Genomic DNA, 13,508 nt, shown 5'->3' on the forward strand with positions numbered 1-13,508 from the left:
GAGACCGGGCGGTTTGTGCGAAACGAAGCTGAAATGCTTATCCATGGATTGACAAAAGAATGCGGTTACGGCATCATAAACATATGAATAGTTGTTCATATATATAAAGTGAGGTGCCAGTCTTATGAGTCATGAACTTAACCATAACGATCAAGAAGGGGAGCATAAGCATTCGTATTCCGGTAAGGAGCACGCGGATAGCTGCAGCGGGGGACATGACCATGGCCATAGCCATGGTCATAGTCACGGGCATCATGGTCATGACCATGGGCATCACGGGCATCATCATCATTTTGATATGTCGGGCAACAAGACCGGATTATTTATTGCGTTAATTATTACCGCAGGCATTATGGTATTGGAGTTTGTCGGGGGACTGGTGACCAACAGCCTTGCGCTGTTGTCCGATTCGGGGCATATGCTGAGCGACGTGAGCGCCTTGGTGCTCAGCCTCGTGGCCGTATGGTTCGCGGCGCGTCCGGCTTCGGCGGTTCGTACGTTTGGTTTTCACCGATTTGAAATTTTGGCGGCTTTATTTAACGGCATTACGCTTGTCGTTATCTCCGTCTTTATTATTTGGGAAGCGATCGGCCGATTATTCGATCCGCCGACTGTAGCCAGCGGCTCGATGATGCTGATTGCGGCGATTGGCCTACTTGCCAACCTCGCCAGCGCCTGGGCTCTGCTTCGCAAAGGGGATGTCCATAACAACCTGAACGTCCGAAGCGCTTACCTTCATGTGCTGGGCGATGCGCTTGGCTCGGTGGGGGCGGTGCTCGCGGGGCTTCTGATCTACCTGTTCGATTGGAATATTGCCGATCCGATTATTTCGATGGTTGTTGCCCTGCTGATTGTAAAAAGCGCCTGGAGCGTGCTGAAGCATACCGTTCACATTCTGATGGAGGGCACTCCGGTGAATGTGGACGAGAAGGAGGTTCGCGCGGCGCTTGGGGAGATCGAAGGCGTCGTTGATGTGCATGACCTTCATATTTGGACGATTACTTCCGGCCTGGACTCCTTGAGCTGCCACTTGCAGGTGGCGGACGGAACGGACTGCCAGGGCGTGCTGCAAGCGGCGATTGGGCTGATCGAGGAGCGGTATGGCATCCAGCACTCCACGATTCAAGTGGAGAGCTCGCGCATCCGGCATTTGGAGCTGCGGGTTTAGCGGCAGCTCCAAGGTGCAGCGGTTAGCGATGCGAGCCATGTGCGGCGGCTAGGAGCAGTTGTTGCTTGAACTTTCAAGCTGCACTATGAAGAATGGAAGCACCGCCGTTCGCCCACGTTGCATGAAATGCAGGATAAAGATGAACATTGGCCCAGTAACCTGAACTATACTGCACGGAATGCATCATATTAATGATTTATAGCCCCAATCGGCTCGAATTGACGCAATATCCTGCATTCTGTGCAGCGTAACTCCTCTATCGGCCTGCAAATGTGCATATATACTGCAGATTGTGCAATGTATTTTCAGCAAGCCGGTAACGGCTGGAGAGGAATAGCGATTTATATACGGTGAGCTTCCTTTCCTAGCAGCATAGCCGTTTGACCTGACCAACGCTCTGTTCTGCCGGAGAGTAACATTCAAGCAAGAACACGCCCCGCCAAACGCAAGAACGCCGCCCTTCATGGGGCGGCGTTTTATTTTTAGCATTATAAATTGATATAACGATCGAAGATGGCGCCGAAGTCTTTGACTTTGTACTGCTTTTGCGCGCCCTCGAGCCAGTTGAATGCGGATTTGTTCAGCTTGTCGAACGTTTCCGCTACATCGTAGTCGCCTTTATGCGCATGGCTTAACGTCGAGGACGCCAGCTCGAGGCTTTGGCGGGCAAAGCTGAGGCTGATTTCGTTCTCGTGGTGGATCTCGGATATTTTGAACAGCGATTTATACAAGTCCTTCACTTGCTCGATATGTTTCTTATTCACGTCGATGGAGAACGGTACGGAGCCAATCGCGAATTTGATCTCAACGTCCAGATCGACGGTGCCGGCTGTCTCCAGCGCTACGTTGCTGATCTTATTCGTGGCGTACGGGTAACGGTGCAGCATCCGTTTCTTGCTGACCGCGCTGGTGCCGTCCAGATGAATAAGGGCAAAGTTCGTGAAGCAATACTCATCGGTTTTCGATTTGATCAGAAAATAAATCTTTTCGCCGTCTTCGTGCATGACGTAATCATCAGAATCCACCTTATCATAATTCTCCGGCCGGATTACCGACCCGATATCGCTGAGGCCGAGTATGTCGGCAGCTACTTTTCCGAACAATCTTACCATTCCTCTCCATAGGCAGATTCAATCACTCTACCATTATATATGCGGGATGGGTGAATATTTTAGATTATCCTTAACGTAGCTTAGGACTGCTCGGCGGCTGCTTTGGAAGCGGCCATTTTTTCCTCCATATGCTGTCTCTTTACCAGAATGGCGGCAATCATCAGCATAACGCCGTTAATAATAAACACCCATTTAATCGCGATAATGCCGCCTAGCACGCCCCCGATAACAGGTCCAAGCATGGTGGCGAACTGGGTAGCCGACTGGTTCAAGCTGAAGGCCCGTCCGCGGAAGCTTGTCTCCGTCGACTTCACGATCATCGCGTTAATAGCCGGGGTCACCCCGGCGAAGAACAGGCCGTATACGAAGCGCAGAATTCCGAACTCGGCAATATGCCCGACGAAGAACTGCAGGCAGTTGCCGATCCCTCCGCCAAGCAGGCCGATAAAGAGCACCTTGGAGAAGCCGATTTTTGAACCGAATTTCCCCCACTGCGGGGCGGCGATTAAGGTCGCAATCCCGACTGCCGAGAACACAATCCCGGATTGGAGCGAAGCATCCTGTTCATTCGTGCCTAACTGCAGTACATAGACGGTAAGCAGCGGCTCTAGAATCATAACCGAGAACATCGCAAGTCCGGACATGCCAAGGAGCGTCAGAAAAGCTTTATTATGCGAGGCATGCTTCAGGTCGTCCAAGACGGAGGAGCGCACGCCGGAGCGGTTGAATTTATGTTCCGTGGCGAAGAAGGTTGCGATAAGCGCAGCCACAAGCACGATACAGCCGGAGAAAACAAAAGATTCCCGGTTCCCGATATAATGGCTGACCGTACCGCCAATAAGCGGTCCCATAATGCCGCCCGTTGCGCCGGAGGTAGCCATGATGCCAAGGGCATATCCGGATTTTTCCTCGGGCGTATTCGTTGCGACAAGGGCGATAGCGGCTGGCACATAGCCGGCAAGCAGGCCTTGGAACACCCGCAGCACCAGGAACACATAAGGATCATGGATAAAGAAAGTAATGAAATAAAGTGCCGCTAAGCTGAAGCCCGAACGAATGAGCATCGGCTTGCGGCCATATTTGTCAGCTAGAGATCCCCAATAAGGCGCGATAAGCGCACTGGCCAGAAACGTAATGCCGAACGCGAATCCCGACCACATTTCCAGATGGCTATTCACTCCGAGATCATTGTGCAGGAACAGAGGAATGAACGGAATAGATACCGAATAGGCCGTGCTGCAAAAGAAAACACCAATCCATAAAACGATCAAATTGCGTTTCCACGAGTAAGGCTGGGTCATGTCAGTCACATCCTAAAGAGTACGTCAGAGTACGTTTTTTTCTTTTATTGTAAACCTATTTTTACAGAATCTCCATGTTCGGAGGGAAAAACAATACTTTTGTCCTTGCGGCAGCTTCGTTAACCTCATTAAATATGGCGCTTGTTCCAAAGGAAAAAGCCTCCGGATTAAAACAGGCGGAAGCTTAATTAACGATATAAAATTAATACCGCAAAGCCTCCAGCAGGCAGGCATTGAACAGGTCCAGCTCCTCGTAAAAAATCGCGTGCCCGCTGTTATCGAAACGGAGCAGGATGGAGTTCGGGATGGTTTCCTTCATTATAATGGCCAGCTCGAACGGACAAATCCGGTCATACACCCCGTGGAAAATGTACGTCGGCACCTTGATCCGTGCCAGATCGGCCTTCACATTCTCATCCCTTAACGTATATCCGCAGGCGATAATAGCCCGAGGCGACTGGTCTAGCTGCACGGAGTCTAACCATTGCCGGAAAGCCGGCGACGGTTCGTTATGGAAGAACAGCTTGCCGAATTCCTGCAGCATAAGCGGGCGGTCGCGGTACGCGAGACCGATGAGAGCATCCAGTCCTTCGGGCGGCATGCCCTGCGGGAAGCCGGGCTGCTTCGTAATATAAGGGGCGGCTGCGGCGAACAGGAGCAGCTTGCTGACTCCATGCCCGGCATGCCGCCCCATGTAGCGGACGGCTACCGCACCGCCCATCGAGAACGCGGCAAGGGTAAGCTCTTTGAAGCCAAGCGTATCGATAATGCAGCGCACGTCATCGGCCATTCGGTCCAGGCTGTAGCTTTCCCACGGGGAATCCGATTTGCCAAAGCCCCTGAGATCCATCCGGATGCAGCGGTAGCCGTACTTGGGCAGCTCGTTGATCTGGTACTCATACATACGGTGATCCAGCGGATAGCCGTGCACGAACAGGATCGGCTGCCCCACGCCAGTGTCCTCCACGTACAGACTAACGCCCGGCTCAACATCAATATAATAATTCAAGGCTTCCGTCTCCTTCTCTTAAAGTTAGTTGTAGTTAAGGTATGAGGAAGGGTGCAACGTTAGAAGAATGCGGGCCAATGCAGCGAAGGTTACCGGGCAAGCGAACAAAAAAGCTGCCCACCTGAAGGTGGACAGCCTGAGCTTAGATTCGCGCCATAATCATCAGGCTGCTGTGGGCAACCGTGCGGTTGCGGCCGTCGCGCTTGGCCTGATAGAGCGCCTGGTCGGCGTATTTGAACAGCTCGACGACCTCCTCCGCTGCATCGGGGAAGGTCGCAACCCCAAGCGACATCGTCACCGATTCGCCAATTGGCGTAACGGACTGCTCGATCCGCAGCCGGATGCGTTCCGCCACCTGAACGGCCTCAGCCTCGGTGGCATGAGGCAGCAGCATCGTAAACTCCTCGCCGCCGAACCGGCAGCAGTAATCGTCCGGCCCTTTCTCGCTTACCATAATGCTTGCCACAAACTTCAGTACCTCATCGCCCATCTGATGGCCATGCCGGTCATTGACGTTCTTGAAATGGTCGAGGTCCATAATAATGACCGAGAAGGGCGTGCCCTGCTGCTTCCATAGGGTTGTGATCGCGCCCATGGTCCGGCGGTTCGTCAGGCCGGTGAGCGCATCGGTATTCGCTTCGGCATGCAATTCTTCCTTCTGCGCGCGCAGCTTGTTGAAAGCCACGGCTACCGTATCGACAAGCTGGTTCGCCTCATAATTCCAGCTGACATCCGCCTGCAACGGCTTCAGCTTCTCGTCTCCGCCGGAGAGGCGGGAGGCGTACGTAGCCAGCCGGTTAAGCGGATGGGCCAGCTTGCGGGAGAGCCAGAAGGAGAGGATGACGAGCAGCAGCACGAACGGCGCCGAGAATTTCATCATCTCCTGGATGACATTTTCCGAGATATTCGTAATATGATCCTGCGGGGTTTGCGAGACGATCCCCCAGCCCGCGGCCGGAACCGGCGCAAAGCCCGCGAGGAAATTCTGGCCCTGCGAGTTAATGACGCGCTGTGCGCCGGTCATTCCCTTCATCAGCTTCTGAACAACCGGATTGCTGCTCACATTGTCCGAGATGCGGTCTTTGTCCGGATGATAAATCAGGTAGCCGGAGGAGTCTACCACATAGAAGTAGGAGCCGCTAGTGGTGCTCGCTTGAACGCCAAGAATATCGCGGAAAATATTCGCCTGCTGCAGGTAGATCGACCCGCCGACAAAACCTTTGTAATTGCCGTTACGGTCGAAGATCGGCGAGCTTACCATAACGATCAAGCGGTTTGTTATGGCATGGAACGGCTTCGAAATATACGGCTTCTTCAGCCGGAGCGATTCCGTCGTCGCTTCCGAGGTTGGCTTGCTGCCTATCAGATTCAGGTTATTGGGCGAGGTAGAGACAATAACGCCGTTCTTGTTCACAATCGTCAGCGAGTTGAAGTAAGGGCTTGTCCCCATGAAGAAATCCAGTTGGGACAAGACATTCTCATCGTTCAGCTCGGTATCAGAGAAGTAATTCGCGGTTACCTCGAGACTTTTCTGCATGGAGATAACAAGCGACTGCGTTGTTTTGCTTAAGTTCAGCGCAGCAATGCTGTTCAGCTCGATTGTATTATTGAAGAGCGATTTCCGCTCGGTATTATAGCCAATAATGGTGCTGATGAAGATTGTAATCAGAACAGACAGAATAACGACAAATGAAATGATAGAGGACAGCTTAAAACCTTTGCGCGGCCGGATCTTGTAGATCATAAATGGTAGGCAATGCTCCTTCCCAATTCTTACTAATCGATAGTGTATCACTTTTTGTCGAAAGTTACGATAATCGTTCTAAAAAAGAGCGATTCTGTCGAATCGCCAACTTTAACTGGCGATAGACGTAAAAAATGCCCACCCGGCCCGCCGCATGCAGGGATGCGAAGGATCAGATGGGCATTAACATCATTAACCTTTAACGGCGCCGGCTACAACGCCTTTAACGATATATTTTTGCAGGAAGATAAATACGACGATCGAAGGCAGAACGGCCATCACCATAGCGGTCATTGCGTATTGCCAGTCCGACGTATATTGGCCAACGAAGGTGTAAGCCGCAAGCGTCAGGGTCTTCGTATCCGGCGAGCCGTTAACCATAAGGAGCGGCAGCAGGAAGTCGTTCCACATCCACATTACGTCGATGATAATGATAGTTGTCGTTACCGATTTCAGCAGCGGGAAAATGACGCTGAAGAAGAGTCGGAAGCCGGAAGCGCCGTCGATCGTTGCGCTTTCGTCGATTTCTTTCGGGATCCCTTTTACGAAACCATGGTAGATGAACACGGCCAGCGGTGCGCCGAAGCCCCAGTACAGAAGGCCAAGTCCCCAAGTGCTCTCGGTAATATGAAGATCCTTCGACAGTTGAAGAACGGTAAGCATGATCGATTGGAACGGGATAAGCATAGGCATAATGCACAGCAGATACAATAATCCGCTCCATCTCGATTTGGTACGCGCCAGCTTATAGGCTGCAATCGAGGAGACGAATACGATCCCGATCAGACCTACGCCGGTAATGACGAAGTTGTTCAAGAACAGCTTCGGATAGTTGATAAAGGACCATACATGCGAGTAGTTGCCGAACGCCAGCTTGTGCGGCAGGGCAATAACGTCGGTCATTACCTCGCCAAAGCTCTTGAAGGAGTTGTTAATGGCAAGGAACAGCGGATATAGGAACAACAGAGAGAACAGCACCATAACAATTTCAAGAATGATGCGTCCGGCTTTGGATTGACGGTTCATTATGCCTCAACCTCCCTGCGTTTGAAGATCGTCAATTGAACAATAGTTACGATAAGAACGGCAACGAACAGGATCAGCGCTTTGGCCGTACCATAGCCGTACAGGTTGTTCTGGAACGTATCGCGGTAGATGTCATAAGCGATACTGTAAGTCGTGCCGCCAGGACCGCCGCCGGTCAGCGACAGAATAACGTCGAATACTTTGATCGAGTTCGTCAGCGCCATAAAGACCGAGATCGTAATGGAAGGCGCAAGCAGCGGCAATGTAATGTTGAAGAAGCGGCGGATTGGGCCGGCTCCGTCTACGGTAGCTGCTTCCTTCAGATCATCCGGAACGGATTGCAAACCTGCGATATAGATAACGAGGTAGAAGCCGACCGACTGCCAGATGGATACGAGCAGGATAGAGATAAACGCAAGCCCCGGTTCACCCAGCCAACTGAGCTTGAAGATGCCCCAGCCTGTGCTTGCGCCAAGCGATTCGAAGCCTTGCATGAAGATGAATTTCCAGATGAAGCCTACGATTACAAGGCTCAGGATGTACGGGATGAAGAACGCCGCACGCAGCCAAGTTGTCGATTTAAGCTTCATATCGAGTACCAGCGCGAGCAAGATAGCAAGCACGTTCACCAGTACGATATACAGAACCGCGTATTTAATCGTGAACCATGCCGATTGGGTAAAGTTCGTGTCATGCAGGAAAATTTGCTTGAAGTTATCAAGTCCGATAAATTTAGGATGCTTGGAGATCCCGTTCCATTTGGTCAGGGAATAGCGAATCGTCATCGCGAACGGAATGTAGAAGGCGATCGCGATACAGATGAGAACCGGCAGCGTGAACAGCCCGAACTCGATCTTATCGCTCACTTTTCTCCCCATTTTCTTAAACATATTTGCACCTCTTCTCGATGTCGTCAGTTGTCGCCTCGTCTGTCTTGTTGTCGTTAGCCGACTATACATCAGTACCTTATTCGATATACTGTGTATTATAATTGCGCCTTAAGGCAGCCAAAATGGATATATGAAATCTGTTAGGGGTAAAAAGGTGAACTGTACGTCAGACGCCTTGGGCATGGGGGAGTGGATGGTTATCGCAAATCGGATCGCAAAAAGCTGGAACGCCTTGACCGAGCGTGTGTCCAGCCGATTGGTGAACAAGCTTATTTTGCTTTTTACGACGATCATTATTCTGGTTGTAGGGTCATTGACCTTCATCTCGTACAAGATGCTGCAGCGGGAAGCGCTAAATAATAGCATTGCCAGCACATCGAACAATCTGCTCCTCGTTAACAAGAACCTGGAGGATTACCTCGCGGGGATGGAGCAGCTGTCGCTGCCGCAAATTAACTATGACGAGCTGGCTTTTGCCATAACGCACGCGTCTTCGGATTATGCATCCAAAATGTACGTGGAGGATTACCTCCGCAACATGTACTTCTCCCGCAGCAATGAGGATCTAGAAGCGATCTATTTGTATTTCGTCAGGAGCGGCACGTACTACACGATTGCCAAGGAGAACTTCGATATCAAGATTCGGTCGGGCCAGGCGAATAACATTCCGACGATGTCCTGGTACAAGCAGGCGATGGACAGCGGAACGAATCAGGCGTATCAATCCTTCCTTCTGTCGAATGAAGAACGGGGCTACGATATGGACACGAGCCGCAGCTTTATGGCGTATCACAGGGTTCTCCGCTCGATCTCGACCAGGGCGCCGCAGGCGGTGGTTTCCTTCTATTACAACAAAAGCACGATCAACAAAATCATGAAGGACATTCCCGAGGACAAAGGCCAGCATCTGTTCTTCCTAAGCCCGGACAATGTGCCGTTCGCGCTGGATAACCGAACATTCTATCAATCGATGGAGGGGAGCGGCCTGATGAAGCAGATGATGACGGACGGAACGGGAGCCAACGGTCTTACCTGGAAATCGCCGGAGAATAACAAGTACCTGGTGGTTTATAACGTAGGTGCGCAGGAAGGCTGGAAATTAGTGAAGCCGATGCCTTATAAAGAGCTGTATGCGGCCGCTAAGACAACCCGTAACTTGAATTTTATGATCGGTCTATTATTCCTGCTGCTTGCGGTTGTGCTGATCACGTATTTCTCCAATGCGGTCACGAAGCCGCTCAAGCTGCTGTCACAGCAGATGAAGCGCTTTAGTACGGGGGATTTCGAGGCTTCCACCGAGGTGGTCGGCCGGGATGAGCTGGCGTATCTTTCCCGTCAATTCAATCAGATGGTCAGCCAGACGAATGAGCTCATTAACGAGCGTTACAAGATGAAGCTGGTGGAGAAAAATGCGATCTTGAAAGCATTGGAAGCGGAGATTAATCCGCATTTCCTCTATAACGCGCTGCAAGCCATCTCGACTAAGGCTCTGAAGGCGGAACGCTTCGATATTGCGGATATGGTGGACGCGCTGGCGCTTACGCTCAGGTATTGCATCAGCGGCAAGGATATGGTCCGCGCGAGCGAGGAGCTGCTGCATATCGAACGGTACATGTCGCTGCAGAAGGCGCGGTTCGGAGGCAGGCTGCAGCTGGTTATCGACTGGGATCCGGATCTGAAGGAGCTGGAGCTTCCGAAGCTGTCGCTTCAAACCTTAGTGGAAAATGCGATTAAGCATGGTGTCGAGATGGTCTCCGCCCCCGTCACCATTCGGATTAACGCAAGAGCTGCTGGCGGACATGCCTTTATTATCGTGAGCGACAACGGGCCGGGCTTTACCCCGGGCCGGCTGAAAGAGGTGCTTCAATCCTTCGAGGCCGATTGGAATGAACCAACGGAAGAAGAGAGAAGCGTAGGGCTGGTTAACCTGAATACGCGGCTGAAGCTGCTGTACGGAACAAGCTCGCAGCTGGTGATCCGGACGAGTCCGTCCGGCACGGAAATGGAAATGCTAATACCGCGGGGAGGCGGGCAACATGTATAAAGTTCTTATTATTGATGACGAAGAACCGCTTCGCGAGGCCATTCGGATTCTTGGCGATTGGAAAGGGCTTGGAGTAAGCGAGGTGCTGGAGGCCACGGACGGTAAGATGGGCCTTGAGATGATAGCCAATCATTCGGTTGATCTGGTCATGGTGGATATGAAGATGCCGGGGATGAGCGGCGCGGAGCTGCTGCAGGCGCTGGAGCAGGATTACCCGGATCTGCCGGCCATCGTCATTAGCGGCTATAACGATTTTGAATATACCCGGCAAGCCATTCGCTCCAAGGTTGTCGATTATTTGCTTAAGCCGATTAACCGGCTGGACCTGAATGCCGCGCTGCGCAAGGCAGTTGATCTGCTGGAAGCGCGCCGCGTACGGGAGAGCGAGTTCATCAATCGCAATATCACCCTCAATATGTCCCTGCCCAAGCTGAAGGAAAAAATGTATCTGTCCATTATCGACCGCAGCTTCCGCAGCCAGACGAACGAGGCTTTCCTTCCGCTGATCGGCGCGGATGATCCGGACAACCGGTTTGCCGTCGTTGTGCTCAGAATGCTGAACATGGAGAAGGTGCGCAAGGCCCGGTTCCACTCGGACGTGGACCTGCTTCATTTTGCCGTGGGGAATATGCTGAACGAGATTGCGGGCGAGTACTTTCAGGCGTTCAGCTTCGCCAGCCCCAAGATGGACCGCGAGCTTATCGTTATCTTGACGATGAAGGGTGCGTACCAGGAGGATATCGCGTACCGTTCGCTGCACCAAATGAACAAAGCGCTGGCGGCGCTTCAAGATTTGCTTGGCATCGTGGCTGTAGCCGGGATCGGCACGCCATGCGAGAGCATTATGGAGATTGCCTCCTCTTACGAGACGGCCAAAGCGGCGATTAACGGGATTGACCTGCTGAAGCTCAAAGGTTATCTCGTTGCCAATACCGTAACCAAATCCAAGAATGAAGGCTATCCCGTTACGGGCCGGATGCAGATGTTCCGGGCTGCGCTGGAGTCGGGCAATACGGCCGGCGCGAAATCGGTCCTCTCCGAGGAGCTCCGCAAATGGGGCGGCGCGGATTTGTTTACCCTCGGAGATGCCGATCAATCGCTGGCCCGGTTTATTATTATGATGAACGATCTCTCGCTTGATCTCGGCGTGCCTAGAGAGAAGCTGCCTTTAATGGAGGAGCATCCGGTTCGCTTCATGGGCTTGTCCGATGATTTCTCGAGCTATGAGCAGTTCAGCCGGCTGCTTGAGGATTCGCTTCACTTTTATTTGGAGCAGCTGCGCCTGACCCAGTCCGCGAACCGTCCCTTCGAGATTGGAGATATTAAAGCCTACATCGACAATCGGTATTATGAGGACATTAAAATATCGATGTTCGCTGATAAATATTTTCTGAGCAGGGAATACATAATGAAGCTGTTCAAGCAGCAGTTCGGATGCGGGATCCATGAGTACGTGCAGCGTATTCGAATGGACAAGGCGAAGGAGCTTCTTGATGATCCAAGCCTGAAGATACAGGATATTTCCGAGATGCTTGGCTACAAGGACAAGAACTATTTCAGTAAAGCATTCCGGAATTATTTCTCCATTTCACCGACGGAGTATCGAACCGCTCGCAAGGAAGGATAAAAAGTGAACTAGCGCAATACTCCGCTTTTTTACCCTTAACTAGTCACTTATGTGCATTTTTATCCCGATCCGTATTCATTATGATAAACGTGTGCATAAGGTCAGCGATAGAGCAGCCCGACAATCTTGGGCGGGAAGTCAGAATGCTGGCAACTATGAGAAATGGGGGCGTTACAATGTTCAAAAGAATTGCTTCGGTGTCGCTCAGCCTTGCGCTGGTCGGCGGCATGCTCGCTGCATGCGGCGGCAACAATGGCAACGATACAGCTAATAACGGTGGCACGGCCAATAATGGCGCGGCGGCTTCCGACAAACCGGTAACGATTAACATGTTCACAGCTTCTCCGGAGTACACGGATGCGTTCAACGCGTACATCGCCGAGTACAAAAAAGTGAAGCCAAACGTAACGATTAACCTTGAAATTATGCAAGCCGATTACAATACAGTTTTGAAATCCAAAATCGCTTCGGGCAGCACGCCTGACGTATTCCAGACGACGGCTGGCGGCGACATCGATACCTTCGCTGAGTACAGTGCGGATCTGACTAACGAGCCTCTTGCGGCTGCGATGACAGACGGCGTTAGAGCGAACATGACTTCTTCGGACGGCAAAGTATTGGGTCTTCCGGTTAAAGGCAACCTGATGACGCTGATCTACAATAAGAAGCTTCTGACGGATGCCGGCATCGCCGAGCCTCCTAAGACAATCGCAGAGCTGAACGACGATATCGCGAAGCTTGAAGCGAAGAAAATCACACCATTCGCTAACGCTTATAAAGAGTGGTGGGTATGGAAGCACATCTTCCAACACTATGTAAACGCAGCTGCTGAAGATGCGGGTATCGCACCAAAAGAACTGGTACAGCAATTCATCGACGGCAAAACAACGTTCAACGATCATCCGGTTCTGAAGGACAACTTCTTCAACTTCATCGACTTGACTGTTAAGCATGGCACAGACAAGCCGCTTGAGCGCGACAGCAACGCGGAAGTAAGCGACTTTGCGCAAGGCAAAGCGGCGTTCATGACGGGTAAAGGCGCATGGGATGAGGAAGCGATCAAGAAAATCAGCCCGGACATCCAAATCGGCATCGCTGGCTACCCTGTAAGCGACAAGCCTGAGCAAGCGCAAATCGTAACAGGCGCGGACCAAGCGCTTCGCATCAACAAAGATTCCAAAGTAGCCCGTGAAGCAATCGACTTCTTCAACTGGCTGTACACTTCGGATTACGGCAAACAATGGTTCTCTAACGTAGCGAAGGTAATTCCGCCAATCAAGGACGCTCCGCTTCCTGACCTGGATATGCCTAAGCAAATGGAAGAGATCCTGAAAACGCAAAAATCCGGCGACCTGTCAGTTAACTACTCGCTCGATACGTTCCATCAGAAATTCGGCGAAATCATGCAGGCTTACATCGGCGGCAGCAAGAAGAAAGATCAAGCCATCAACGAAATCCAGACTGCATGGCAGCAATTCGGGTCGGCCGAATAAGCTACTTTAACGAGGGGCTGTCCCAGAAGCCAATGGCTGATGGGACAGTCTTTTTTTCATGGTTGGTGCCGATCAAGTAAGGGCTATCTGCGGG

The 13,508-nt window shown here is 51.7% G+C and carries 10 protein-coding genes; 4 read left to right on the forward strand and 6 right to left on the reverse strand.

Going from position 1 to position 13,508, the window contains the following annotated elements:
- The first annotated feature begins 124 nt into the window (after positions 1 to 124).
- Positions 125 to 1,168: a cation diffusion facilitator family transporter gene (locus WFJ73_RS26785; RefSeq protein WP_336775998.1), complete on the forward strand. Its 1,044-nt coding sequence runs from the start codon at positions 125 to 127 to the stop codon at positions 1,166 to 1,168.
- Positions 1,169 to 1,656: 488 nt separating this feature from the next.
- Here WFJ73_RS26785 and WFJ73_RS26790 read toward each other — a convergent pair whose 3' ends face one another.
- The 6 genes from WFJ73_RS26790 to WFJ73_RS26815 all read right to left on the reverse strand — a co-directional run bounded on the left by WFJ73_RS26790 (position 1,657) and on the right by WFJ73_RS26815 (position 8,250).
- Positions 1,657 to 2,271: a PH domain-containing protein gene (locus tag WFJ73_RS26790; protein ID WP_336775999.1), complete on the reverse strand. Its 615-nt coding sequence runs from the start codon at positions 2,269 to 2,271 to the stop codon at positions 1,657 to 1,659.
- Between the two features lie 89 nt (positions 2,272 to 2,360).
- Positions 2,361 to 3,581, reverse strand: coding sequence for an MFS transporter (locus WFJ73_RS26795; protein ID WP_336776000.1), 1,221 nt, complete (start codon positions 3,579 to 3,581; stop codon positions 2,361 to 2,363).
- A 202-nt stretch (positions 3,582 to 3,783) separates the two neighbouring features.
- Positions 3,784 to 4,590 carry an alpha/beta fold hydrolase gene (locus WFJ73_RS26800; RefSeq protein ID WP_336776001.1) on the reverse strand — a complete coding sequence of 269 codons (807 nt, stop codon included), beginning with the start codon at positions 4,588 to 4,590 and terminating at the stop codon, positions 3,784 to 3,786.
- A gap of 142 nt (positions 4,591 to 4,732) precedes the next feature.
- Entirely contained in the window at positions 4,733 to 6,334 is a 1,602-nt protein-coding gene (locus tag WFJ73_RS26805; RefSeq protein ID WP_336776002.1) for a sensor domain-containing diguanylate cyclase, read from the reverse strand.
- A gap of 192 nt (positions 6,335 to 6,526) precedes the next feature.
- A complete protein-coding gene (locus tag WFJ73_RS26810; RefSeq protein ID WP_336776003.1) occupies positions 6,527 to 7,360 on the reverse strand; it encodes a carbohydrate ABC transporter permease in 834 nt (277 codons plus the stop codon).
- Complete coding sequence (locus WFJ73_RS26815) at positions 7,360 to 8,250, reverse strand: carbohydrate ABC transporter permease (protein WP_336776004.1); 891 nt, start codon at positions 8,248 to 8,250, stop codon at positions 7,360 to 7,362. Before WFJ73_RS26815 ends, WFJ73_RS26810 begins: the two co-directional genes overlap by 1 nt.
- Before the next feature lie 193 nt (positions 8,251 to 8,443).
- On the opposite strand from WFJ73_RS26815, the gene WFJ73_RS26820 reads away from it, so the two are divergent.
- The 3 genes from WFJ73_RS26820 (at position 8,444) to WFJ73_RS26830 (ending at position 13,414) form a co-directional block, all read left to right on the forward strand.
- Positions 8,444 to 10,294 (forward strand): histidine kinase, encoded by a 1,851-nt coding sequence (locus tag WFJ73_RS26820; protein ID WP_442955995.1) that lies wholly within the window; start codon positions 8,444 to 8,446, stop codon positions 10,292 to 10,294.
- Positions 10,287 to 11,921, forward strand: coding sequence for a response regulator (locus WFJ73_RS26825; RefSeq protein WP_336776006.1), 1,635 nt, complete (start codon positions 10,287 to 10,289; stop codon positions 11,919 to 11,921). Before WFJ73_RS26820 ends, WFJ73_RS26825 begins: the two co-directional genes overlap by 8 nt.
- A gap of 176 nt (positions 11,922 to 12,097) precedes the next feature.
- Positions 12,098 to 13,414 (forward strand): ABC transporter substrate-binding protein, encoded by a 1,317-nt coding sequence (locus tag WFJ73_RS26830; RefSeq protein WP_336776007.1) that lies wholly within the window; start codon positions 12,098 to 12,100, stop codon positions 13,412 to 13,414.
- The last annotated feature ends 94 nt before the right edge of the window (positions 13,415 to 13,508 follow it).

Source organism: Paenibacillus sp. MMO-58 (genome assembly GCF_037146255.1).
GTDB lineage: Bacteria > Bacillota > Bacilli > Paenibacillales > Paenibacillaceae > Pristimantibacillus.

Coding starts and splice junctions, on each gene's coding strand:
- WFJ73_RS26785 (WP_336775998.1), top strand. CDS start 125: ATGAGTCATGAACTTAACCATAACGATCAAGAAGGGGAGCATAAGCAT.
- WFJ73_RS26795 (WP_336776000.1), bottom strand. CDS start 3,581: ATGACCCAGCCTTACTCGTGGAAACGCAATTTGATCGTTTTATGGATT.
- WFJ73_RS26805 (WP_336776002.1), bottom strand. CDS start 6,334: ATGATCTACAAGATCCGGCCGCGCAAAGGTTTTAAGCTGTCCTCTATC.
- WFJ73_RS26810 (WP_336776003.1), bottom strand. CDS start 7,360: ATGAACCGTCAATCCAAAGCCGGACGCATCATTCTTGAAATTGTTATG.
- WFJ73_RS26815 (WP_336776004.1), bottom strand. CDS start 8,250: ATGTTTAAGAAAATGGGGAGAAAAGTGAGCGATAAGATCGAGTTCGGG.
- WFJ73_RS26820 (WP_442955995.1), top strand. CDS start 8,444: ATGGTTATCGCAAATCGGATCGCAAAAAGCTGGAACGCCTTGACCGAG.
- WFJ73_RS26825 (WP_336776006.1), top strand. CDS start 10,287: ATGTATAAAGTTCTTATTATTGATGACGAAGAACCGCTTCGCGAGGCC.
- WFJ73_RS26830 (WP_336776007.1), top strand. CDS start 12,098: ATGTTCAAAAGAATTGCTTCGGTGTCGCTCAGCCTTGCGCTGGTCGGC.